The sequence below is a fragment of the Marinobacter sp. genome (assembly GCF_041690615.1).
Classification (GTDB): Bacteria; Pseudomonadota; Gammaproteobacteria; order Pseudomonadales; family Oleiphilaceae; genus Marinobacter.
In genome coordinates this window covers 284,304-307,776 of record NZ_JAWLGY010000001.1, presented here as the reverse complement: position 1 = coordinate 307,776, position 23,473 = coordinate 284,304, and the positions used below count along the sequence as shown (strand labels likewise).

Annotated in this window: 19 protein-coding genes; 9 read left to right on the top strand and 10 right to left on the bottom strand. The window is 61.1% G+C overall.

All coding sequences use genetic code 11. The annotated features are described in order from the left end of the window. The first annotated feature begins 51 nt into the window (after positions 1–51). The 4 genes from hemC to ACESMZ_RS01320 are packed head-to-tail and all read left to right on the top strand — an operon-like array spanning position 52 to position 4,166. Entirely contained in the window at positions 52–993 is a 942-nt protein-coding gene (gene hemC, locus ACESMZ_RS01335) for a hydroxymethylbilane synthase (RefSeq protein WP_372957458.1), read from the top strand. Next, positions 974–1,807, top strand: a complete 834-nt coding sequence (locus ACESMZ_RS01330; protein WP_372957457.1) for a uroporphyrinogen-III synthase — start codon at positions 974–976, stop codon at positions 1,805–1,807. The genes hemC and ACESMZ_RS01330 overlap by 20 nt, the downstream gene beginning before the upstream one ends. 8 nt (positions 1,808–1,815) lie before the next feature. Continuing rightward, a complete protein-coding gene (locus tag ACESMZ_RS01325; protein ID WP_372957456.1) occupies positions 1,816–2,943 on the top strand; it encodes a uroporphyrinogen-III C-methyltransferase in 1,128 nt (375 codons plus the stop codon). After that, the gene (locus tag ACESMZ_RS01320; RefSeq protein WP_372957455.1) at positions 2,940–4,166 is read left to right on the top strand and encodes a heme biosynthesis HemY N-terminal domain-containing protein; all 1,227 of its coding nucleotides are present in this window, start codon (positions 2,940–2,942) and stop codon (positions 4,164–4,166) included. Before ACESMZ_RS01325 ends, ACESMZ_RS01320 begins: the two co-directional genes overlap by 4 nt. Positions 4,167–4,398: 232 nt before the next feature. Here the strand turns inward: ACESMZ_RS01320 and ACESMZ_RS01315 are convergent, their stop codons facing one another. Together ACESMZ_RS01315 and senA are read right to left on the bottom strand one after the other, a co-directional pair. Beyond that, positions 4,399–5,142, bottom strand: coding sequence for a putative 4-mercaptohistidine N1-methyltransferase (locus tag ACESMZ_RS01315; protein WP_372957454.1), 744 nt, complete (start codon positions 5,140–5,142; stop codon positions 4,399–4,401). 24 nt (positions 5,143–5,166) lie between these two features. Further along, the gene (senA, locus tag ACESMZ_RS01310) at positions 5,167–6,516 is read right to left on the bottom strand and encodes a selenoneine synthase SenA (protein ID WP_372957453.1); all 1,350 of its coding nucleotides are present in this window, start codon (positions 6,514–6,516) and stop codon (positions 5,167–5,169) included. A 332-nt stretch (positions 6,517–6,848) separates the two neighbouring features. Between senA and ACESMZ_RS01305 the strand changes: the two genes are divergently transcribed. Both ACESMZ_RS01305 and ACESMZ_RS01300 read left to right on the top strand, forming a co-directional pair. Continuing rightward, on the top strand, positions 6,849–8,240 hold the full coding sequence (locus ACESMZ_RS01305; RefSeq protein WP_372957452.1) for a sigma 54-interacting transcriptional regulator: 1,392 nt from the start codon (positions 6,849–6,851) through the stop codon (positions 8,238–8,240). Positions 8,241–8,249: 9 nt separating this feature from the next. Further along, positions 8,250–9,314 carry a transporter gene (locus ACESMZ_RS01300; protein ID WP_372957451.1) on the top strand — a complete coding sequence of 355 codons (1,065 nt, stop codon included), beginning with the start codon at positions 8,250–8,252 and terminating at the stop codon, positions 9,312–9,314. 20 nt (positions 9,315–9,334) lie between these two features. On the opposite strand, the gene ACESMZ_RS01295 is transcribed toward ACESMZ_RS01300, so the two are convergent. From ACESMZ_RS01295 to ACESMZ_RS01270, 6 genes are all read right to left on the bottom strand, one after another. Further along, positions 9,335–9,832, bottom strand: a complete 498-nt coding sequence (locus ACESMZ_RS01295; protein WP_372957450.1) for a hypothetical protein — start codon at positions 9,830–9,832, stop codon at positions 9,335–9,337. A 2-nt stretch (positions 9,833–9,834) separates the two neighbouring features. Further along, entirely contained in the window at positions 9,835–10,527 is a 693-nt protein-coding gene (locus ACESMZ_RS01290) for a C39 family peptidase (protein ID WP_372972098.1), read from the bottom strand. A gap of 13 nt (positions 10,528–10,540) precedes the next feature. Then, on the bottom strand, positions 10,541–10,891 hold the full coding sequence (locus ACESMZ_RS01285; protein ID WP_372957448.1) for a hypothetical protein: 351 nt from the start codon (positions 10,889–10,891) through the stop codon (positions 10,541–10,543). Positions 10,892–10,945: 54 nt separating this feature from the next. Next, on the bottom strand, positions 10,946–11,914 hold the full coding sequence (locus ACESMZ_RS01280) for a hypothetical protein (protein WP_372957447.1): 969 nt from the start codon (positions 11,912–11,914) through the stop codon (positions 10,946–10,948). Positions 11,915–12,294: 380 nt separating this feature from the next. Continuing rightward, positions 12,295–15,417, bottom strand: a complete 3,123-nt coding sequence (locus tag ACESMZ_RS01275) for an efflux RND transporter permease subunit (protein WP_372972097.1) — start codon at positions 15,415–15,417, stop codon at positions 12,295–12,297. Next, positions 15,417–16,613 (bottom strand): efflux RND transporter periplasmic adaptor subunit, encoded by a 1,197-nt coding sequence (locus ACESMZ_RS01270; protein WP_372972096.1) that lies wholly within the window; start codon positions 16,611–16,613, stop codon positions 15,417–15,419. Before ACESMZ_RS01270 ends, ACESMZ_RS01275 begins: the two co-directional genes overlap by 1 nt. Positions 16,614–16,757: 144 nt before the next feature. Between ACESMZ_RS01270 and ACESMZ_RS01265 the strand changes: the two genes are divergently transcribed. Beyond that, entirely contained in the window at positions 16,758–17,381 is a 624-nt protein-coding gene (locus tag ACESMZ_RS01265; protein WP_372957444.1) for a TetR family transcriptional regulator, read from the top strand. 22 nt (positions 17,382–17,403) lie between these two features. Here ACESMZ_RS01265 and ACESMZ_RS01260 read toward each other — a convergent pair whose 3' ends face one another. Then, a complete protein-coding gene (locus ACESMZ_RS01260; RefSeq protein WP_372957443.1) occupies positions 17,404–19,176 on the bottom strand; it encodes an SLC13 family permease in 1,773 nt (590 codons plus the stop codon). A gap of 195 nt (positions 19,177–19,371) precedes the next feature. Between ACESMZ_RS01260 and ACESMZ_RS01255 the strand changes: the two genes are divergently transcribed. Further along, a complete protein-coding gene (locus ACESMZ_RS01255; protein WP_372972095.1) occupies positions 19,372–20,661 on the top strand; it encodes a YjgN family protein in 1,290 nt (429 codons plus the stop codon). Next, positions 20,636–21,724, top strand: a complete 1,089-nt coding sequence (locus ACESMZ_RS01250) for a M48 family metallopeptidase (RefSeq protein WP_372957441.1) — start codon at positions 20,636–20,638, stop codon at positions 21,722–21,724. Before ACESMZ_RS01255 ends, ACESMZ_RS01250 begins: the two co-directional genes overlap by 26 nt. A gap of 108 nt (positions 21,725–21,832) precedes the next feature. On the opposite strand, the gene ACESMZ_RS01245 is transcribed toward ACESMZ_RS01250, so the two are convergent. After that, a complete protein-coding gene (locus tag ACESMZ_RS01245) occupies positions 21,833–23,422 on the bottom strand; it encodes an isocitrate lyase (protein ID WP_372957440.1) in 1,590 nt (529 codons plus the stop codon). Between the last annotated feature and the right edge of the window lie 51 nt (positions 23,423–23,473).

Below are 23,473 nucleotides of genomic sequence, written 5' to 3'. Positions count from 1 at the left end.
TCGGATCAACCGCGCAGCCACGAATTCTCACCGCTCAAGAACACGGACATCATGGCAAAACGTACTCTGCGTATCGCAACCCGTAACAGCGCCCTCGCCCTCTGGCAGGCGGAATTCATCAAGGCCGAACTGGAACGTCTGCACGACAACGTGGAAGTGGAGCTGATCGGCATCAAAACCCAGGGTGACAAGATCCTGGATGTCCCGCTGGCGAAGATCGGCGGCAAGGGCCTGTTCGTCAAGGAACTGGAGGAAGCCATGCTGGATGGCCGGGCTGACCTGGCGGTGCACTCCATGAAAGATGTACCCATGGAATTCCCCGAAGGCCTGGGGCTGGTGGCCATCTGTGAGCGGGAAGACCCTACCGACGCCTTTATCAGCAACGACTTCGAGACTGTCGATGCCCTGCCCCATGGTGCAGTGGTGGGCACCGCCAGCATGCGCCGCGAGGCCCAGTTGCGGGCCTACCGGCCGGACCTGGACATCCGCACGCTGCGTGGCAACGTCAACACCCGCCTGGCCAAGCTGGATGCCGGCGAATACCAGGCCATCGTGCTGGCGTCCTCCGGCCTCAAGCGCCTGGGATTCCATGAACGCATTCGCTACACCCTGCCGGATACCCTGTCGCTGCCTGCAGTGGGTCAGGGCGCCCTGGGTATCGAGTGCCGCCTGGATGACCAGGAGCTGATCGATCTGCTGGCGCCCCTCAACCACAAGGACTCCTGGGACCGGGTCAGCGCTGAACGCGCTCTGAACCGCCGACTGGAAGGGGGCTGCCAGGTACCCATCGCTGCCTACGCGCTGCTGGAAGACGATGACACCCTGTGGTTACGGGGCCTGGTAGGTGCCGTCAACGGCGAGCAGATCCTTCGAGCGGAGGGCCGTTGCCGCCGGGCAGACGGTGAGAAGCTGGGCCGGGAGCTGGCAGAGGACCTGCTCAGCCAGGGCGCTGACCGGATTCTTGCCGATATTTATGGTCACACTCCGAAATAAGGCAGGGCATGCCCTCCAGGGCGCCCGGGTACTGATCTGCCGGCCGGAACCGGAAGCCAGCCGGCTCGCGGCAGCCTTCGAGGCCGTGGGTGCCAGCACCCGGGTCCTGCCCGCTATCGAACGGGTGCCCCTGCCGGAGACGCCCGAAGCCCGCCAGGTCATTCTCGACCTGGACCTGTACCAGCATGTCATTGCGGTCAGCCCTTACGCGGCCCGGCAGTTACTGGAGCGCATCGATACCTGGTGGCCCCAGCTACCCCTCGGCATTCGCTGGTATGGTGTCGGCGCCGGAACCGCAGCGGTGATGACCCGGGCCGGTCTGGCCCCGGAACACCCGGCCGCCGGCTTTACCAGCGAGGCCCTGCTGCAACAGCCCACCCTTCAACACCTGGCCAACGAAAAGGTCCTGTTGGCCCGGGGTGAACAGGGCCGGGAACTGCTGAGGGAAACCCTGGAACAGCGTGGCGCGCGGGTAACGGTGCTCCCCCTGTATAGGCGCCAGATGCCCTCGCCTTCCGCCGACCTTGTCGAAGCCTGCCTGGACCAGTTCCAGCCTGATGTTGTCGTGGCCCTGTCGGGGGAAACATTGAACAATTTCATCGCGCTGAGTGAGAATAGCAGCCATAATTGCCATGACAGCCTGCTCCTCGTACCCGTGGACCGCGTGGCCCGGCAAGCCCGGGAGGCGGGTTTCACCCGGGTGGTTTGCGCCACCGGCATGGCCGACGGGGAGATCGTGGACCGGGTGATTCACTGCTATCCTCGTCAACAGGCCGGCACCACCTGCCACCCGGAATGCCCTGACCGTCAGTAAGGATACCCGTGACAGAATCCAACAATCAGCTGCCCGCAACCGTTCCCGACAACAACCCGGCGTCCCGGGGCAAGACCTGGCCTCTATGGATTTTCTGCCTGGTCCTGCTGGCCGGTGTGATCGCCCTGGCACTGTGGAGCTGGCAACAGTGGCAGACCCAGCAGTCGCTGGAGCAATCCCTCGGGCACGTCAGTGAACTGAACCGGCAGCTGGATCAGCGGCTCGATGAGGGCAGCAGCGACCGCAGCGAGCGCCTCCAGTCCCTGGAAAGCACGCTCCGCGACCAGCAGCAGCGTCTTGGCGAACAGCAGCGACAGATCGACCACAATGCCCGGGAACTGCTGGACGCCGGCAACCGTACCCGCACCGACTGGCTGTTGGCAGAGGCCGAATACCTGCTGCGCATTGCCAACCAGCGTCTGCTGATCGAACAGGATATCCGCGGTGCCCTCGCGGCCCTCAACTCCGCTGACGAAGTGCTCCGGGAGACCGACGATGTGGGCGTCTACCCGGTACGCGAGCAGCTGGCCAGGGAGATCATGGCCCTGCGCAGTGTGACGGATGTGGACCGGACCGGGCTCTATCTGACACTGGAGGCGGCCCGGGAAACGGTCACCGGGCTCACCGACCAGGCCCTGATCGAGGACCGGGCCCCCGGCGCGGATCGCGATGAGGTTGGTCAGGAGGGCACGTCAGAGGAAGATCAGGGTGCGGCTGCCAGAGCCTGGCAGCGCGCAACCGAAAGCCTTAAAGAGGTAGTTTCCATCCGCCGTCTGGACGAACCGGTGAAGCCCCTGCTATCACCGGACCAGAGCGCCTGGGCCCGGCTGAACCTCCAGCTGATGCTGGAGCAGGCCGAACTGGCAGTGCTGCGCGGCCATGAAGACCTTTACCAACAGGCACTGGAGAAGGCGGTAACCTCTCTGGAAACCTGGTACGACGGCACCGATAACCGGGTAACCGCCCTGCGGGACACCCTGACAGAACTCAGGGACAGGGATATCAACCCAGACTTGCCGGATATCAGCCAGTCCCTCACTCTGCTCAAGGGTCGTATTGCCGGCCGCCACGCCAACAACGAGGCGGAAATGAACGGCGAGGCGAGCGGCAGCGGCGACGAGGGCGATGAATCATGATACGGCTGGCGGTCATCCTTGTCGTTGCGCTGCTGCTTGGCCTTGGCCTGAGTCTCGGCCTGCAATATGACCTGGGGTACATCCGCATCAGCCTGGGTAACTACCTGGTGGAAACCAATTTCTGGGTCGGAGTGGTTCTGCTGGTTACCCTTACCCTGGTGTTGATGCTGTTGATCTCGGCCATTCGCCGGCTGACCCGGGGCACCGGCGCGGTCACCCACTGGATCGCCCGCAGCCAGAAGCGCCGTGCACGGCGTCGCACCACCGAGGGCCTGCTGGCACTGGCGGAGGGCAACTGGCCCCACGCCCGCAAGAAGCTGGAAGCCTCCGCCGGGCAGGCAGACACCCCCCTGATCAATTACCTGGCCGCAGCTCAGGCGGCATCGGAATCCGGCGACCACGATGCCGTGGATGAACTGCTGCGCAAGGCTTTTGAAAGCACACCCGGATCCGACCTGGCTGTGGGCATTACCCAGGCCCAGCTTCAGCTGAATGCCAACCGCCTTGAGCAGGCCCTGGCCACCCTGGTCCGGTTGCGCAAGCAGGCCCCCCACCACCCGTTTGTGCTCAAACTGCTGAAGAATACGTACCTGCGACTGGAAGACTGGCGGGAGCTGTCAAAGCTGTTGCCCGAACTGCGCAAGCGCCAACTGGGGGATCCAGCAGAGCTGGATCGCCTGGAACGAACAGTGTGGCACAACCTGCTCCACCGGGCGGCCGATGAGTGCCGGCGGCAAGGTAACCAGGATCTTTCCACTTTGACCCGGTTGTGGGACGAGCTGCCGAGCTCCATGCGCCGAGACGAGCATACCATCCGGGTGTATACCGAATTGCTGGCGAAAGCCGGTCAGGAGGCCCAGGCAGAGACGCTGCTGCGGAAAGTACTGCGCAATCACTGGAGCGACGATCTGATTCACCTATATGGACGCATCTGTGGTTCCAAGCCGGATGAGCAATTGCTGGCAGCGGAGCGTTGGCTGCAGGACCGGCCCAACAATCCGGAGCTGCTGTTGGCCCTTGGACGCCTTAGCCTGCGCAATGAACTCTGGGGCAAGGCCCGGGAGTATTTCGAGACCAGCCTGCATTTGCGTCGCAGCCAGGAGACCCTGGCCGAGCTGAGCCGTTTGAATGCCCACATGGGGGATGAGGACGCCAGCCGGCGGCTTATGCAGGGTCTGGTCAGGGAGACCGGGTTGCCTGAGTTGCCTATGCCGAAGGCCTGACTGGTGGTTTAGCCTGGACTGGTTTTTGTAGGCGATCTGAGTTGGGTGCCTGGGGCTGCGGTGGGGGACCTTTTTCCGCTGCAATTCACGGTACGTCCTGTACCGACCTTGCACCGCGCCATCCATGGCGCTGCTCCAAAAGGTCCCCCACCACATCCCCGTGCGAACTGCAGTTATCTCAGCGAAAAGCATCTCAAGGCGATAAAGGTTTCCAGCATCCCGAAATAAGACGCTAACCTTTTCGCTGCCAGGCCGTCAGTTCAGCAATAGTATGCTGATATTTGCGCGCCGTCTCGCGGATAACGAAGGGCACGTCCACCGGTTCGCCAAGCAGGTCAAAGTGCGGCGCCAGTACGTCCTTCATGCCGTCCAGCACCGTGAACGGCTGGCCGTGGCGTTCGAATCCGCCGATCCACTTCGCCCGGGGCGTGAACTCCTCCAGCAGGGTATAGGGTGAGCTGATGACCAGTACGCCCTTATTATTAAGAAGCTTGTGGACACCGGAGAGGAAGGCGCCCGGATCCTGCAGGCGGTCGATGAGGTTGCCCGCAAACACCAGGTCAAAGTCCCCATAGGCCGGGCCCAGATTGCAGGCGTCCGCCACCTCGAACTGAACCCGGTCGGCACGATTCGCCAGTTGGTGACTCGCCAGTGAAGCCGTTGCCTGGCTGCCCAGTTCACCCTGCTCCCGCAGAAAGTAATCCATCTCGCCGTCCCGTTTCAGTGTGTTGGCTGCGTCGATGAAACGGTTCGAGAGATCCAGTGCCACCACCTCATCGAAGGCCCGGGCCAGCTCGAAGCTGGTGCGGCCTACCGCACAACCCAGGTCCAGCGCCCGCTTTTTCTCTCTCCCGGCCATATGTTCCAGACAGACGCTGGCGCACCGGGCCGGATAATTGCCAACGCCGAAGTAACTGTCGCCGTAATGGAACGCCAGGTACTGGCCCAGCAGTTCGTCGGTTTCATACACGTTCATGGTCGCTCTCCCCGGGTGGAGCGGTTATAGGGCACAGGTCCGGAAACCCGTGTAGACGTCATTTCGTTGTGGCAGGTAAGCCTGGCGGTAGGTGCCCCGGATGAGCACGGATGACGTGGCACATCCCCCGCCCCTGGTCACCTTGTGATCCCCGAACTGAAGTGTGGACATGAACGGGTACATATCCACCTTGAAGCCGTCATAGGGCAGGAACTGATCACTGGTCCACTCCCAGCAGGTACCAATCATCTGCCGACAGCCGAACGGACTCTCACCAGCCGGCAGCGCACTGACCGGCTGCCGCGCCATTATCGTGGCGTTCATGTCCGCACGTTCCGGGGTCGGTGGTTCATTGCCCCAGGGGAAACGGCGGAAGGGCTGGCCAGGGCGATTGCCCAACGCCGCCACCTCCCATTCGGCTTCCGTGGGCAGCCGCCGGCCCGCCCAGTTGCACCAGGCCTCGGCTTCCCAGTATGAAACGTGAAGCACCGGAGCATCCGGATCCAGCGGGCGCCACTGGTCGAAAAGCCGCTCCTGCCACTCACCGTTATGCAGGCGCCAGTACAGCGGATGCCGTGGCGCCCGCATGACTGGCTCACGTTCTCCAAAAACCAGGGCCACGTCTGTTTCGGTCTGAAGCCACTTGCGACCGCCGAAGGACCAGAGTTCCGGGCGCCGGTAGCCACCGGCTTTCACAAAGGCCAGGAATTCACCGTTGCTCACCGGCGCACGGGAAATACTGAAACCATCCAGGGCCACTTGGTGGCGTGGTTTTTCGCCATCGAACGCAAAGTCTTCACCGGCATAGTCGGCGGACTCCCCGGGCATGCCGATCAGCCAGGTGCCAGCCGGAATCTGCGCATCGCCCAGATGCTCGCCCTCGGCGGAGCCAGGCTTCACCATCCCCGGAGGCGCAGGGTAGCCCACGGTCTGGCGGCACCAGGTCATGGATTCGATGTGCATGTGCTGGTGGTAGATGGCGTAGCGATAGAGGTACCGCGACCGGTCATCCAGCGGTTTTTCACGGATCCGTCGGGCTATCCGGTCGTAGATGGTGAGCATGTATTTCCGGGTCTGCTCCCGGCCCGGAAAGTAATCCCGGTTCCAGCGGTCCCGGTGATCAATATGGAACGAGTCCCAGAGGTCGTCCATGGACGGGTCATAACTCGGGGTGCCGTCCAGCAGGTTCAGTACAAACACCTCGTAGAAGAACGATGAGTGTCCCATCTCCCAGAGTGGTGGGTTGACCCCCGGGTGCCAGGGCACCTGCAACTGATCGTCATTCAGAGTGTCCACCAGCGCCAGGGTGCGTTGCCGGGCGTCCTCCAGCAGGGCCAGCAAATCTTCTTTCAGGGCTGTCTCACTATCTGCCATGTCTGTCCTTTCAATGCTTCCGCCAGGGGCTGTGGTCAACGGGGAAGGCCGGCCATCAGCTGCACCGGAAACGAAACACCGAAGTTCTCCGCACCTGCCCCAAACGTCCGGATATTTTACACGCCGCTACATACGGCATTTTTGTGATGCCGTTAACGTCATGAGAGTGCACCAGTTCTCAATTTATGGCACGCAACCTGTTTGTGGGGTCCCCAGGCCCCGCTGGATTCCCCGATCAACAGCCACGGGAAAGCTCATCGGGCCAGCTTAAGTCCGGCATCTTCCAAACACAATGCGTCGGGCCCCGGCACGCTGACCTGGACGGTAGCATAATGGACTCCAAACGCGCCCTGACCTGGCTGACCCATGGCACCCAAGCCGTCTCGGTACCGGGTGCCCTGACCTCCGGTTGGCAGGTTCGCCAGTTCGATTATACGGTTCCACCCCGGTTTGGACTGCCCGAGGGGCACCAGGGCCATGTGGGCATCCTGGACCTGAGCCGTTATCCGAAGGACGGCGCCCCCCACCTTGGCCGCTGGCTGGAACAACTACGGATTCCTTTCTGGATCGGCATCTTGCCGGAAGCACCCGCCCTGAACCGCCAGCTGGCCTACCTCACGTCCCTGTACTGCTCCGATTACCACACCCAGCCGATCGACTGGGAACGGCTGGCCATGGTCACCGGACATTTCTGGGGTATGGCAGAACTCCACCAGGAGGCCATGCCAGCCTCGGGGGATGACTATCAGCAGATTGCGTTGACCGGCGAATCCGCCGGGATCCGGCATGTCATTTCCCGGCTGCGTCGCTTTGCCGGAACCACAGAACCGGTACTGATCTATGGCGAAAGCGGCACCGGGAAGGAAGCCGCGGCGCAACTGGTTCACGAGCAGTCCCTGGTGCGCCATGGCCCGCTGGTTATCATCAACTGTGCCGCCCTGCCTGCCTCGCTTACCCAGAGTGAGCTGTTCGGCCACGAGAAAGGGGCGTTCACCCATGCCACCAGCCAGCGGATCGGACGCCTCGAAGCCGCCGACGGCGGCAGCCTGCTGCTGGCGGGTATCGACGAACTTTCTCTGGTACAGCAATCCTACCTGCTCCGGTTCCTGCAGGAAGGGGTGGTAGAGCGTGTCGGTTCCAACCGCCCTGTGCGGATTCATACCCGGCTCATTGCGACCGCGTCCACGCCATTGTCCGAGCTGGTACGTCACGGCGCCTTCCGCCAGGACGTCTTTTTCAGGCTGGGGGAAATGTCGGTGGAGCTGCCGCCGCTGCGGGAGCGCCCCGAAGATATCCCCCTGCTGGTGGAAGCCCTGCTCCAGCGCCTTCCGCCCCACCTGTCAGCAAAGCCTGTCAGCCAGGCCACCATGCAGCGACTGCTTTCCCATAACTGGCCCGGTAACCTGAGGGAGTTGCAGAACCGGTTGCGTCAGGCCCTGCTGCTGGGTGAGAACCCGCAAATCGAGCCCATGGACCTGGGGCTGTACGGGGTTCCCGCCAATGTCCACGATCAATACGACCTGAGCCTGGCCCAGTTCCGGGCCAGGGCTGAACGCCAGGCCCTGCACTGTAGCCTGGCGTTGACGCGCCACAACATTTCAGCCGCCGCCCGGCTGCTCCGCATTTCCCGTGCTTCTTTCTATCGTCTGATCGACAAGTACCAGTTGCCGGTATCAGACACCATCCATTCGGCCAACACTCCCGGACGTCAAACCCGCCGGTAAGGAATGACCATGCGCACAGCCCGGATACTGCTACCCCTGACAACCGCCCTGGCCCTTCTGCCGGTTACGGCGCTCAGCCAGCAACCCACCCCGGACACTACCGTAGGCTCCGAAGCCCGTGAAGCTGCCTCAAACCAGGCCACCGAGGTAGCTTCCATCACCTACGACCGGGGCATTGTGACCTCCCCGGGGCGGATCACCATTGAGCCTTCCTTCTCCTATGCCCACAGCAATTCCACCGTGGTGGCCGTAGAAGGTTATACGGTCATACCCGCGTTGCTGGTGGGGCTGATCAATATCTCGGAAGTGCAGCGGGATATATTCACCGGCGCCCTCGCCATGAAATACGGCTTTACCAGCCGATTCGAGGCCGGAGTGCGTGTGCCCTACCTGATCATCAATGAAGACCTGCGGGAGCGTGAGGTCTTTCAGGGCACCCCCCTGGACACCATTCGCGAATCATCGGGTGATGGCCTGGGCGACGTAGAGGTGTCGGCCCGCTATCAGATCAATGACGGCCTGGGCGGCTGGCCATACCTGATAGGCAGCCTGCGGGTAAAGGCACCCACCGGTGAAGGCCCCTATGACGTGGGCCAGAGGATTATCTACGACAGCAACAACAACCCCATCGGTGTAGAGCTCAGGGAACGCCCTACCGGGTCGGGCTTCTGGTCCATCGAACCCGGCATCTCGTTTATCTACCCCACCGATCCGGCAGTGCTGTTCGGCAACCTGAGCTACGTCTGGACCATGGAGGAGGATGAGGGTGAACGTAACGGGGGCACCATCGACCCGGGTGACGTTATCCGGTTCGGCTTCGGTATGGGCTTTGCCTTTAACGAGCGTACGTCATTCAGCCTCGGCTATGACCATTCGATTATTGGTGAAACCGACTACGAGTTTGACAACAGCCTGTTCGACACCCGTTTTGAAAGGGTACATGTGGGCTCACTGACCTTCGGCCTTTCCCAGCGGCTGACCCGGGACACCAGCCTGAGCACCTCGGTCAGCGTTGGCGTGACCGACAACGCGCCGAACGCCGAGATTACCCTGCGGTTGCCAATCAACCTGTGACGGTGGCACTGCGCTGACGCTCAGTGCCCCAGCAGACTGTTGAGGTGTTCGCCCAGATGCAGCGGTACCTGTTGGTGGGCAGCCAGGTTATTCAGCTCTATATTAAGCCGTTGAATGTTCTGGATCACCGTGGAATTCAGGCTGTTCTGGATGACGGTGGTCCAGCCGCCTCCGCCGGCACCGGGTCCCACGGCCACCCGGGCACCCGCTGGCTGGTCGGGCTGCATGACCTGCACCACGGTTTCCATGTGATGGGCCACGTCCCCACGAACCTTCTGGTTCAGGTTTGGAATGGTGAGACGGTTCACGATCAGCTCCTGGCCGTTCACGGCAACGATCTGGTCGAGGCCGATGGAAATTTCCAGCCCATCCTGGAAGAACCCACCTCGCAACCGATCCAGTTCCTCATCGGCCAGGGCCGGCCCGGCCAGGTTCAGTACCCCGCTGCCGGACTCCCCGGCCAGTACAACGCCCGGGGAAAGCAACACCGCGGCCAACAACCTGCAGGTCTTGTTCATGATCACCACTCCCTTGAAGAAGGCCAGTAGGGCAAGGTATGGGCCCCGGGCAACTCCCGGATGCCGGTTCCTACCGGCGCACGGGCGAGTGCCGGCCAGTCCTCTTCGCTGCGAAACGTTGCCCGCCCCTCCTGCAGATGGCTGCGTATGACAAAGGCCGTGCCGTCCCAATATTCCCCGAATTCGCTGTGGCTATAGGCTTTCAAGCCCCGGGCAGGATCGCCCACCAGCACTTCCTGGTCGCTGATGCCCTTGATCAGCACGAAATGGCGAAACCCCCGGATATTGATAAGCACGATCACCGGCAACCGCACCTGCTCCCGCAGACCGGCCAGGCCCATGCGGAAGCCATCCGCCTGGTAACCCTCCAGTTCCAGGTAGCGTTTCATGTCCAGCATGGAGAACCCCTCGCGCCGGACCTTTTCCTCATCCGCCAGGGCGAACATGGAACGGAACACCTCCTGTTCGGTCACTTCATGCCCATAGTGATAGGACAAGAGCGAAGCCACCGCAGCGGACCCGCAGCTGAAGTCGTATTGCTGGCGAATCACCTCTCTGAAGGTTTTCTCACGATAGCTTTCCACCGGTATGGCCAGGTCTCCGCCTATGCCCGGCACAACCACCGAGCCCGCTTGGACCTGGGGCCAGAGCAGGCTGCACATCAGCCCCGTTGCCAGCACTGCGAACCTGCCCATACCCCACCTCCGGTTACTGATTGATGAGTATATTGATCTGGGTGCTGTCCTGGATGACCACCTGGTTGCCGGTGTTCTGGATTACCGTGGCGATGCCGTTCATGTGCCCGAAGGCACTGTCCGACAGATGGTTGTCGCCAGTGACCACATTACCGGACAGCACATTGTCGGCGACTGACGCGTTCTGTTCTGTGTCATTCATCTGCCACTGCATGGTGACGGCCTGGCGGCCACTGGCCCCCGCCAACTGCTCGTCCGTCAGAGGCGAGGCATTCATCCACTGCTCTGCCACCGCCGGCGACAGCCCACACAGTAACCCCACTAACACAGATGCCTGCAGAATCCTTCTGGTGACATTACCCATGGCCTTTCTCCCGAAAAACGGGCCGCCTGCCCCGAGGCAGACGGCCTCATTTCCCTAGTTGCCAGTGGTCAGGTTCGACATGACACTGACATTGGCCTGGGTAACAGACCCGGTACCCACGTTCTGGGCGAACGCACCCACCCCGGTGAAGTTCGCAGAACCACCTGAGACTTCGTTGCTGTTGCTGACCCAGGTGTAGGACCCGTCATCGGCACTACCATAGGTGGTGGTGATTCCAGACACCTCTCCGTCCAACTCCGCTGTGTTCATGAACATACTGACGCTCATGTTCAGCGTGTTGGTACTGCTGTCGCTGTTATAGGAGTCCTCGTTATACATACTGTTATCAGTATGAGTCTCCGTATCAGTGTTGTTGGAATCCGCAGTCCTCACACTGTTATCAGTGGTGGTGTTGTTCGAGTCGTCGTTGTCCACACTGTTGTCAGTAGTGGTCTCCGTGTCGGTGTTGTTGGAGTCCGCTGTGTTCACACTGTTGTCAGTGTTGGTTTCAGTGTCGGTATCCGTGTTGTTGGAATCCGCAGTATTTACGCTGTTGTCAGTAGTGGTTTCCGTGTCGCTGTTGTACGAGTCATCGGTATCGACACTGTTATCAGTGCTGGTCTCCGTATCAGTGTTGTTGGAGTCCGCCGTGTTGACGCTATTGTCGGTATTGGTCTCCGTGTCGGTGTTGTATGAGTCATCGTGATCCACACTGTTATCAGCGCTGGAGGCCGAGTTATTCGAATCGGCGGTGTTCACGCTGTTGTCCGTGTTGGTTTCCGTGTCGGTCGCTGAATTATTGGAATCTGACGTGTTCACACTGTTGTCAGTGTCGGTATCCGTATTATTGGAATCCGCTACTGAGGAGTTGCTTGAACTATCGTTTCCAGAGTTGGTGTTGCTGGAACTTTCGTCCGCGTTGACGTTGGGGTTACCATCTCCCCCCAGGTCTGCCAGGGATGCACCGGAAAAGCCCAGTCCAAGGGCGATGGCCATAGCAAGCATGCTCTTCTTGGTATTCATGATTTCGCTTCCCTTTACGTTATTGGCTCTTGGTTATTCGGGGCCCCGACACCTGAGCGCTCACAGGTACTCCATGCACCAGGCCCGCAGAGGGAAGAAGTGCGATTCCTGTGCCAGATCTCTGATTAACTTTCAGTCAACTGTTTTTAATGAGGTTTTCCTGGATCGTTGGGAGGGGTGCGAGCGGTGCAAACAGAGTTTATGTCGCACCGATGAGACAGGCGGGGGCCGCCGGCGGCGCCAAAAACCCATTATTAACGCCAATTCATACACATAGACCGAAATCCTGACTGTAAAGAGGATCTACAGGTTTCAAGCCAGGAAAACAGAAACACAAAAGCCCGGCGGACCGGGCTTTTGTGGACGTGGTGAGAAGGGAGCTAGGCCCCTGTGGGCCGCTTGCGGCTTTGCCGCCAGTCACCAAAATCTTCAATGAGCTTGAAGAAAAGCGGCACAAAGAACAGCGCCAGTGTACTCGCGACGATCATGCCACCGACGACCACGGTGCCGATTTCCTGCCGGCTGGCCGCGCCGGCCCCCGTACTGAAGGCCAGCGGCATGGAGCCAACGATAAATGTCAGCGCCGTCATCATGATGGCACGGAAGCGCTGGCGGGCGGCCTCACTGGCGGCCTCGGTGCTGCTCATACCGGCACGACGGTTCTGGGCCGCAAATTCCACAATCAGAATCGCGTTCTTGGCCGCCAGGCCGATCAATACCAGCAGTCCTACCTGGAAGTAGATGTCGTTGGGGAAGCCCCGCAGCAGGGACGCGGCGGCTGCCCCGAAGACACCGAAAGGCACCGCCGTGGCCACCGCCAGGGGCAGACCCCAACGCTCATACTGGGCGGACAGGATCAGGAACACCAGCAGCAGGCCCAGCCCAAAGGCAATAGCACCGGTGTCGGCGCCGGCCTGGAGCTGATAGGCCTCACCCGTCCAGCCCAGCTGGGTGTTACGGTCAAATACTTCGTCGCCCACCTCCCGCAGTGCCTGCAAGGCGTCACCGGTGGTGAAACCGGGGCCCGGATCAGCCAGCAGTTTTGCTGACGGGTACAGGTTGAACCGGTTGAGAATATCCGCTCCGGCATTGCGCTCCAGGTCCACCAGGGAACTAACCGGGATCATCTCACCATACTCGGACCGTACAAAAACCCGACGGAGGTCATCCGGGTGACTGCGGAACTCACCTTCCGACTGCAGGTTCACCTGCCAGTTACGCCCCAGCAGGGTGAAGTCATTTACGTACAGTGAACCGAACGTACTTTGCATGGTGGTGAAAACCTGGTCCACCGGCACGCCGGCGGCCTGGGCCTTCTCTCGGTCGACGGAAGCCTCGTACTTGGGAATACCGGTATCCAGGGTGACCCGCACATTCTGCAGCTCGGGGCGCTGATTCGCCGCCTGGGCAAACTGGTCAGAGATCTCCTTGAGTTCAGCGGTCGTGCGGCCGCCCCTGACCTGGACATAGCCTTCCACCCCACCGGTGGTTGAAAGCCCCTGGATGGGCGGGGGCGTAAAGGCCATGACCTGGGCATCGGGCATGCCGGCGCCAATGCCCATGATCTTGCCGGCCACGGCATCGGCACTCTGGCCGGGCCCCTCACGTTCCGACCAGTCTTCAAGGGTGACAAACGAAACGCCGGCATTGGTGCGCAGCGCACTGGCGATAATATCGTAGCCGGCAAAGGCCACCGCATTGGCGATTTCCGGCACTTCCATCATCTGGCCCACCAACTCATCCCGCATCTCCACGGTGCGGCTGAGGGATGAGGCCGCCGGCAGCGAGGGAGCTACCAGAACGAAGCCCTGGTCTTCCTTGGGAACCAGTCCCGACGCCATGTTATCAAGCAGGAACATCGTACCGGCCAGCATGGCCACAAACAGGAATACCCCGAGCACCACGTGCCGGAGCAGGAAGTCCACCACCTTGACGAACCCGTTGGTGATGACATCAAATCCCTTGTCGAACCAGCGGAACAGGATCATCTGCTTTTTTGGCTGGCCGCCCAGCAACATGGCACACATGGCCGGCGTCAGGGTCAGGGCAACCACGCCCGAAATCACTACGGAAACGGCGATGGTTATCGCAAACTGCCGGTACAACTCCCCACTGAGGCCACCAAGGAAAGCAACAGGAGCAAACACCGCCACCAGCACCAGGGTCGATGCCACCACCGCGCCGGATACCTGCTTTACGGTTTCCACCGCGGCATGGTAGGCCGACATGTTTTCTTCCTTCATCAGGCGCTCGGCGTTCTCCATGATGATGATGGCATTGTCGACCACCACACCAATCGCCAGGATCAGCCCGAACAGGGTCAGCAGGTTTACGGAAAAACCCAGCGCCTGCATACCGGCGAAGGTACCGATCAGAGATACCGGTATCGCCACCAGGGGAATCAGCGTAGCCCGGAAGTGCTGAAGGAACAGGAAGGTGACCACCACCACCAGCAGCACGGCAACGATAAAGGTACTGATGACCTCCTGGATGGAAATGTCGATAAAGCGGGTAGTGTCGTAGGGCACACTGTAGGACAGGCCCTCCGGGAAACGACTGCTGATGTCCTCCATGGCTTCCCGCACGGCGTCCGCGGCGTCCAGCGCGTTGGCTCCCGGTTGCAGGTAGACACCCACGGGGACCGTCGGTTCGCCATTGAAGGTGGCGTCAAAATCGTAGTTCTGGGCACCCAGTTCAATGCGGGCAACGTCTTTTAACCGCAGGCTGGCGCCATCCTCATCACTACGCAGGATGATATTGCCAAACTCTTCGGTACTCTCCATACGCCCCGGTACCGAGACACTGTAAGTAAAGGCCTGGCCTTCCGGGGCTGGCTCGGCACCGATGCGCCCGGCGGCAAACTGGGCATTCTGGGAGCGGATGGCCCCGGCCACATCGGCGGGGGTGAGCTCATACTGGGCCAGCTTGTCCGGCCGCAGCCAGATCCGCATGGAGTAATCCTGGGCACCAAACAGGGAAGCGTTGCCCACCCCGGGCACCCGCACCAGTTCATCCAGTACGTTCAGCAGGGCATAGTTGGAGATCTCCACCACATCCATACTGCTGTCAGGAGATGACAGAGCCAGCACCTGCAGGATTGAGGTGGAGCGGGCTTCCACGGTAACGCCCAGGTCCCGCACCGCCTGGGGCAGACTGGCGGTGGCCTGCTGCACCCGGTTGTTGACGTTGATGGTGGCCTGATCCGGGTCGGTGCCGATCTCGAAGGAGACGGTGATCCGGAAGCTCCCGGAGTCAGTGGCGTTGGACTCCAGGTAGATCATGTCGTCAACGCCGTTGATCTGCTGTTCCAGTGGCGCCACCACGGCATCGGAAATCACCTCGGCGCTGGCGCCCGGGTAACGGCCATCGACCACCACCTGGGGCGGTACCACGTTGGGATACTGCTCCACTGGCAGGCCGAACAGGGAAATGGCGCCGCCAAGCAGGATGACAATGGAGATAACCGACGCAAAGATGGGCCGGTCGATAAAGGTGCGCAGCATTACTCGGCTCCCTTCCCGTCTTGCCCGTTTTCGTCTTCTCCATCCTCTCCGGCCACTTCGACTTCTACACCATCCCGCAGGGCAACCATACCGCTGATCACCACCCGGTCGCCGGACTGCAGGCCATCGGTAATCACCTGGCGACCGTCCACGACAGGCCCCAGCGTGATATACCGGTTTGCCACCTGGTTGTCGTCACCAACCACGAATACCCGTGCGCCTTCAGGTCCCTGGCCGACGGCACTTTCCGGAACCGTGAACACATCCTCCAGGGTTTGCAGCTGGATACGCACCCGTACAAACTGCCCCGGCACAATGTGGTAGTCCTCATTGGGAAACACCGCCCGGGCCATCACCGTGCCGGTACGAGGATCCAGCGTGCTGGCCGTGAAGTCCACCGTACCTTCGTGCTCGTAGGCTTCACCATCCACAGTGATCAGGACAGCGGACAGGGTGCTGTCCTCGTCGCCCGAGGCGGCCATGGCCTCCCGGGCCCGGCGCTGGATCGTGGCGTCGTTCTCGGGCAGCGCAAAACGCACATGAATGGGGTTGTGCTGGACGATAGTGGTGAGCAGAGTGCCCTGCTGAATCAGGCTGCCTTCCGGCAGGTCTTCAAGGCTGGTAGCGCCGGAGACGGGTGCTGTCACTTCCGTATAGTCCAGGTCCAGCTGAGCCTGGGCCAGGCCGGCCTCGGCGACGGCCTGGTTCGCCCGGGCCAGCTCCAGGGCTGACCGGGCCGAATCCCGCTCCCGCTCACTGATCGCACCGCGGTCATACAAGGAAGAGATCCGGCTCCATTCCCGCTGGGCCTGGCTCAACTCCGCCCGGGCCACCTGCAGTCTGGCCTCGGCTCCCTGCACTGCAGCCTCAGCGGGAGCCCGGTCGATGCGGAAAAGGGCATCGCCTTCCCGCACCAGCTCACCCTCGTCATACAGCCGTTCCTCCAGGATACCCTGGGTTCGGGCCCGCACCTCGACCTCCCGTGCGCCCCTGGCCCGCCCTGCGTATTCTTCCTTCACCTCCACCCGGGTGGGCTCGGCGGTTTCAATACGAACCTCTGGTGGCGGCTGCTCTCCCCCCGGCCCGCCCTGTGACGACGATGACTTATCATCATTGCTGCAGGCCGCGAACAAAAAGGCAGCGACAACAATCAGTGCGCCAGTCTTTGCGGACTTCGACCGGTTTTGAGACAGCATGGAGGAACTCCCGTGAATTTGAGAAAAGGCAAGGCAGATAAAAATACATTCATGGTTGTATGTATGCAACGAAAAACTGGCTACAATGCCCCGTTTATACCGCCCTGAGCCGGCGGCTCGCTCTTGTTACCACCCAGGACCATCATGGCCAGAAAAACCAAGGCGGAAGCCGAAGCCACCCGGGAAGCCATTCTCGACGCAGCAGAGCTGGTCTTCTTTGAAAAAGGCGTTGCCCGCACATCCCTGGAACAGATTGCGTGCGCCGCCGGCGTGACCCGGGGCGCTATCTACTGGCACTTCAGAAACAAACAGGACCTGTTTGAAGCGATGCTGGGCCGGGTCAGCAACCCGATGACCGCGAGGCTCGAAGACTTGCTTGAACAACAGCGCGACCTGGCAGCACTGCGGGAAATCTGCATCGACTCCCTCCGTCAACTGGCCACCAGTGAGCATCACTTCCGGGTATTTTCCATCCTGTTTCTGCGCACCGAGTCCGATACCGGGCTGGCCGCCCTGGACCGGTTATCCGGGCGGTCTGTCGAGCTCCTCAGGCAGTACTTCAGCACCCCCGGGATTCAAACGTTGCTGTTTAACGGCGTGAGCCCGGAACTGGCAGCCATGTCCATACACACCTATTTCACGGGGATATACTTCGACTGGCTGCAGGCTCCCAGTCAATGGGACCTGGCAGAACAGACACCGGCGCTGGTGGATGTGATCCTGCGCGGGCTTTTGCGGCCAGGTGCAAGCGTGGCAGACCAGCCCTGAAAACGCCCGCTCCTGCGCCGGGTCACGCCCAGACCAGCAGGATCACCGGAACCGAGATAGCCACAACCAGCACCGATAGCGGCAACCCCAGGCGCCAGTAATCGCCGAACCGGAACCCGCCCGGTTCCATGACCAGGGCGTTGGACTGGTGACCGATGGGCGTCAGGAAAGCACAGGAGGCGCCGACCGCTACCGCCATCAGGGTGGCATCCGAGGCGATCCCCAGCTGTGACGAGAGGCTCAGGGCAATGGGCGCCACCAGAATGGCGGCCGCGGCGTTGTTGACCACGTTCGACAGCAACATGGTACCGGTGACCAGCACCGCCAGCAGCAATGCGGGGGACAATCCCTCGCCCACCACCATCAGTCCGCTGGCAATAAGCCCGGCGCCACCGGACGACTCCAGCGCGCCTCCCACTGGAATCATGGCCCCAAGCAATACAATGATCGACCAGTCAATGGCCTGGTAGGCTTCGGTGGTATCGAGGATCTCCGCCAGCACCATGGCAACGGCGGCACCAACCAGTGCAACCGGCGCCGCCAGCCATCCGGCCAGTATCACCGCGATAGCCCCCATGAAGATACCGCCGGCAATCCAGGTACGGCGCTGGGTATCGAACCTCAACCCCCGCTCGGCCAGCGGCAGGCAGCCAATATCCCGCAGCGCCCCATTGAGCGTCTCATCCCGCCCCTGCACAAGCAGGATGTCGCCGGCCCGCAAGGCAATCTGCCCCACGCGCTCCTTCAGCCGGTGCCCCTGGCGGGCCACCGCAATGATGTTCAGGCCGTTTCGTTCCAGTAACCGCATCCGGTTGGCAGTATGGCCAACCAGCCCGGACTCCGGCGTAATCACCGCTTCTACAATGCGATAATCCTCCTGGTCCAGATCTTGACTGCTCTTACCATTTTCTTCACCCAGTTCAAGGCCGGCCTTGTCCACCACCGCCTGCAGGCTGTCGGTATCCGCCTGCACCAGCAACAGATCACCGGCCTTCAGTACCCGGTAGGTGGACGGCACCAGCTGACGATCACCATCGCGGATCAGACCCACCACGGCCAGGTCGGCGTCATCGCGACTGTCCGCCAGCAGGTCATGGAGAGGACGGCCAACATAGTCTGACTCCTCGGGTAGCCGTAACTCGGTCAGGTAGTCCCCGACACTGAACAGCTTTTCGCCGTCGTCCGCCTCCCCCCGCCGGGGTGTCAGCCGCCATCCAATGAGGGAAATAAACGCCACCCCCACGATGGTGATGGCCGCACCCACCGGAAGAAAATCCAGCAGGCCGAAGTTGCTCCCTCCTTCCCGGTACGAGGCAATAATGATGTTTGGCGGGGTACCGATCAGCGTCATGGTGCCACCGAGCAGCGAACCGAAGGCCAGTGGCATCAACAGGTACGACGGGGAGCGCCCGGACTGCCGCGCCATCCACACAGCCACGGGCATAAGTAGTGCCAGGGCACCCACGTTGTTGATGAACCCGGAACACAGCGCCACCACACCGGTCAGGGTCGCCACCTGCAGTGCCGGCCGGTCTCCGACCCGTCCCAGCACCCTGGCGATGCTGTCCACCACACCGGCGTTCACCAGCCCCTGACTGATCACCAGCACTGCCGCCACGGTGATGACGGCGGGGTGACCGAAACCGGCAAAAAGCTCCTCCGCTGGCACCAGTCCGGCGACCGCCACCACCAGCAACGCCAGCATGGCCACCAGGTCGAAACGTATCCGGTTCCAGATGAACAGGCCGAGGGTAACCAGCAGTACGCCAAACACGATGCCCTGATCTGTCGTCAACTTTCCTGATCCTTCCCGATTTGTCCGAAAAACAGCCGTTTATGCCCGAAGCATGTCAGAAAACTGTGCCTGACATCACAGCTCATTTATGACGGTGAGTTAATATATCGTTCATCATACGGGGGTTAGCTTCTTCCCTTCCAACAAAATCTATCCCGTCAGAGCCTGGCCCAAACCACCAAGGAAGGAAATGCCATGTCAGACCAGCAGTACAAGATCGTGTTCGACGGACGCGTTGCAGACGGCTTCTCAGTTAACCAGGCCCGGGACAACATACAGTCCCTGTTCAATCTCCCCGACTCAAGGCTGGAACAGCTGTTCTCGGGTCAGCCTGTGGTCATGAAGTCCGGCCTTGCTCCGGATGCAGCAGACAATTACCTCAACCGCCTGCAGCGGGCCGGCATTGTAGCTACCCGCGTAGCCATGAAAGCCCCGGCAGCTGCAATTCCGCCGGCGCCCCCGGAAAAGCCAGTGGATCGTGCCGGAGCAGACCCTGAAAGAGATGGACCACGTATCGCTACCTTTCTGTTCAATGGCAACGGCAAGGAATACTTCGGCATCTGGATCGTCAATATCCTGCTGACCATTGTGACCCTCGGCATCTATTCCGCCTGGGCCAAGGTACGCAACCTGCAATATTTCTATGGCAATACCGAACTCGATGGTGCCAGCTTCCAGTTCCTGGCCAGCCCGGTCACCATCCTCAAGGGGCGGCTGATTGCACTGGCAGCTCTGGTACTCTACTCGGTAGCCTTTACCTTCTTCCCGGCGCTGGGTCTGTTGCTTCTGGTGCTGCTGGTGTTCGGGACACCGTGGATCATTATCCGGTCACTGCGGTTCCATGCGGTCAACACCGCCTATCGTAACGTCCGCTTCGACTTCCAGGGCCGCTACCTGGATGCACTGATGCTCACCCTGATCTGGCCGGTGCTGAATGCCCTCTGCCTGTTCCTGCTGACGCCGCTGATTGCCCGCAAGGGGCACCGGTTCGTTGTGGAAGGCAGTCGCTATGGCACAACACCCTTCCAGTGGCATGGCAGCACCGGCACCTACTATCGCTTCTTCGGGATTGGCCTGCTGATCGCCATTGGCGTGGTCGGGGCCGCCATCCTGCTGTCGATGATCAACCCGATTATCGGACCGGTCATCGGGGCCCTGGGATACCTGGCTCTGTTCGGCTATTTCAAGGCCGGGCTGGCAAACCTGATGATCAACCACGCGGAACTGGCAGACCACCAGCTTGCCTCCGAGCTTGAGCCCATCCAGCTGGCCTGGATTTTCGTCAGCAACAGTTTCCTCACCGTGATCACCCTGGGGCTTTATCTGCCCTGGGCCCGGGTACGCCTGGCCAGCTATCGGGCCGGTTGCACCAGCATGGCCATACAGGGCGACCTGGATCACTTCGTGGCCGCCGAGAGCCGTCGCACCAGCGCTCTTGGCGAGGAACTCGGGGAGGCATTTGACGTTGGTTTCGCCGCAATCTGAGGCTGACCTCACCATTCATGGCCGGTTTTATACCGGCACCGACTCTCGCAGCCGCCCCGCCCGCCTGTCCCTGGCTGAGGGGCAGCTGCGGCTCGATACGGGGTCGCCGGATGACTACCGCGAGCTGACCTCACGGGAGATCACCCTCAGCCCCCGGGTAGGCAATACGCCCCGATATCTTTACCTGCCCGGCGACGGGGTATTCGAAACCATCGAGAACGACCAGGTGGATGCCCTCTCCCGCCGGATCCACCAGGGGCTTGGCGCACGGCTGATCCATCAGCTGGAGAACCACCTGGGACTCATCCTGGCAGCCGCAGTAGTCACCATACTGGTGACTCTGCTGACCTTTACCCACGGCATCCCCGCACTGTCCTCACTGGTGGCTCATGCCCTGCCGGACGAGCTGGCAACCCGGGTGTCCCGGGAAACCCTGCAACAGATGGACGATTTCATGCTGTCCCCCTCGGGACTGTCTGAGGAGCGGCAGCAATCGCTTGAGGCCCGATTCGCCCCACTGCTGGCCAGCCAGCCGGACCACCGTTTCCGGGTGCTATTTCGCAGTGGTGAAGGCATCGGCGCCAATGCCTTTGCGCTGCCAGACGGCACCATTGTCTTTACCGATGAAATGGTGGAGCTGGCGCAACACCCGGACGAACTTTCGGCGGTACTGGCCCACGAAATGGGGCACGTGGTGGCCAACCATGGCCTTCGGGGCGTTGTGCAGTCGTCGCTGACAGGCTGGATGATCGTGATGATGACCGGTGATCTGTCCGCCGCCTCGGACATGGTGGTGGTTGCTCCGGCAGTGCTGATGAACTTGTCCTACTCACGGGGGATGGAGCGGGAAGCGGATGCCTACGCCCTGGACCTGATGCTGACACGGGGCCTGGAGCCAAGTCATTTCAGCAACCTCATGCTCCGCCTGGAGGCTGCCCACCAGCAAGACGCCACGGAAGATTCAGGGACTGGTGGCTGGAGCGAACGCATTGGCGGCGCGCTGTCGTCTCACCCACTGACCCGCGAGCGAATCGAGCAGTTCGAGCGGGCATCGGCCCGATAACCGCCGTCACAGAACGCAAAAAGGCCGGCGGGATCATCTCCCGCCGGCCTTTTTGTCAGGTGGTACCGGGTCCCCTAAGGTGCCCGGACCGGACAACAAACCGTTCGATCAGAACTGGTTCATGGTGTTGTCTTTACCACCGGCCTTCAGAGCCGCGTCACCTGCGAAGAACTCCTTGTGGTCATCGCCGATGTTGGAGCCGGCCATGTCCTGGTGCTTCACGGTTGCAATACCCTGACGGATTTCCTTGCGCTGTACGCCAGCAACATAGGCCAGCATGCCTTCGTCACCGAAGTAACCCTTGGCCAGGTTGTCGGTAGACAGGGCCGCGGTGTGGTAAGTCGGCAGGGTGATCAGGTGGTGGAATACACCCGCTTCGCGAGACGCGTCACGCTGGAAGTTCTGACACCACTCGTCGGCCAGCTGCGCCAGCTCGGTGCTGTCGTACTCTTCGCTCATCAGGTTGGCGCGGTCGTAGGCGGATACGTCCTTGCCTTCTTCCTTCCACGCGTCGAACACCTGCTGACGGAAGTTCAGGGTCCAGTTGAAGGACGGGCTGTTGTTGTAGACCAGCTTGGCGTCAGGTACCACTTCCTTGATGCGGTTAACCATGCTGGCAATCTGGCCAACGTGGGGCTTCTCGGTTTCGATCCACAGCATGTCAGCGCCGTTCTGCAGACTGGTGATACAGTCCAGAACAACACGGTCTTCGCCGGTGCCCGGACGGAACTGGAACAGACCGGAAGCCAGACGCTTGGGCTTCATCAGCTTGCCGTTGGACTTGATCACAACGTCGCCGTTGTTGATTTCAGACGCGTCCTCGATGTAGTCGCCATCCAGGAAGCTGTTGTACTGGTCGCCCAGGTCGCCCGGCTCGTCGGTAACAGCCAGCTTCTGGGTCAGGCCAGCACCCAGGGAGTCGGTACGGGCCACGATCACACCGTCGTCAACACCCAGTTCCAGGAACGCCAGACGAACAGCGTTGATCTTGGACAGGAAGTCAGCGTGCGGAACAGTTACCTTACCGTCCTGGTGGCCACACTGCTTCTCGTCAGAAACCTGGTTCTCGATCTGGATGCAGCAGGCACCGGCTTCGATCATCTTCTTGGCCAGCAGGTAAGTCGCTTCAGCGTTACCGAAGCCAGCGTCGATGTCGGCGATGATCGGCACAACGTGGGTTTCGTGGTTGTCGATCTGCTTGATCAGCTCTTCAGCCTTGGCAGTGTCGCCAGCCTGCTCGGCTTCGTCCAGGGCGCGGAACAGATGGTTCAGTTCCCATGCATCAGCCTGGCGCAGGAAGGTGTACAGCTCTTCAATCAGGCTGGAAACCGCGGTCTTCTCGTGCATGGACTGGTCCGGCAGCGGACCGAACTCGGAGCGCAGGGCGGCAACCATCCAGCCGGACAGGTACAGGTAACGACGCTTGGTGTTGCCGAAGTGCTTCTTGATGGAGATCATCTTCTGCTGGCCGATGAAACCGTGCCAGCAACCCAGGGACTGGGTGTACTGAGAAGTGTCCTTGTCGTAGTTCGCCATGTCTTCGCGCATGATCTTGGCGGTGTACTTGGCGATATCCAGACCTGTCTTGAACTTGTTCTGGGCGCGCATGCGGGCAGCGTGCTTCGGGTTGATAGCGTTCCAGGTCGGGTTCTGCTTCAGGATAGAAGCAATCTGGTCAACGTCTTTTGCGTAAGGCATGGTCTCAGTCCTTGCAGTTTAGGGTTGAGGATCTTGCAGTGAACCAGCGTC

Coding starts and splice junctions, on each gene's coding strand:
- ACESMZ_RS01275 (WP_372972097.1), bottom strand. CDS start 15,417: ATGCTGCGCACCTTTATCGACCGGCCCATCTTTGCGTCGGTTATCTCC.
- ACESMZ_RS01265 (WP_372957444.1), top strand. CDS start 16,758: ATGGCCAGAAAAACCAAGGCGGAAGCCGAAGCCACCCGGGAAGCCATT.
- hemC (WP_372957458.1), top strand. CDS start 52: ATGGCAAAACGTACTCTGCGTATCGCAACCCGTAACAGCGCCCTCGCC.
- ACESMZ_RS01245 (WP_372957440.1), bottom strand. CDS start 23,422: ATGCCTTACGCAAAAGACGTTGACCAGATTGCTTCTATCCTGAAGCAG.
- senA (WP_372957453.1), bottom strand. CDS start 6,516: ATGGCAGATAGTGAGACAGCCCTGAAAGAAGATTTGCTGGCCCTGCTG.
- ACESMZ_RS01330 (WP_372957457.1), top strand. CDS start 974: ATGGTCACACTCCGAAATAAGGCAGGGCATGCCCTCCAGGGCGCCCGG.
- ACESMZ_RS01320 (WP_372957455.1), top strand. CDS start 2,940: ATGATACGGCTGGCGGTCATCCTTGTCGTTGCGCTGCTGCTTGGCCTT.
- ACESMZ_RS01315 (WP_372957454.1), bottom strand. CDS start 5,142: ATGAACGTGTATGAAACCGACGAACTGCTGGGCCAGTACCTGGCGTTC.
- ACESMZ_RS01295 (WP_372957450.1), bottom strand. CDS start 9,832: ATGAACAAGACCTGCAGGTTGTTGGCCGCGGTGTTGCTTTCCCCGGGC.
- ACESMZ_RS01280 (WP_372957447.1), bottom strand. CDS start 11,914: ATGAATACCAAGAAGAGCATGCTTGCTATGGCCATCGCCCTTGGACTG.
- ACESMZ_RS01270 (WP_372972096.1), bottom strand. CDS start 16,613: ATGCTGTCTCAAAACCGGTCGAAGTCCGCAAAGACTGGCGCACTGATT.
- ACESMZ_RS01300 (WP_372957451.1), top strand. CDS start 8,250: ATGCGCACAGCCCGGATACTGCTACCCCTGACAACCGCCCTGGCCCTT.
- ACESMZ_RS01305 (WP_372957452.1), top strand. CDS start 6,849: ATGGACTCCAAACGCGCCCTGACCTGGCTGACCCATGGCACCCAAGCC.
- ACESMZ_RS01290 (WP_372972098.1), bottom strand. CDS start 10,527: ATGGGCAGGTTCGCAGTGCTGGCAACGGGGCTGATGTGCAGCCTGCTC.
- ACESMZ_RS01285 (WP_372957448.1), bottom strand. CDS start 10,891: ATGGGTAATGTCACCAGAAGGATTCTGCAGGCATCTGTGTTAGTGGGG.
- ACESMZ_RS01255 (WP_372972095.1), top strand. CDS start 19,372: ATGTCAGACCAGCAGTACAAGATCGTGTTCGACGGACGCGTTGCAGAC.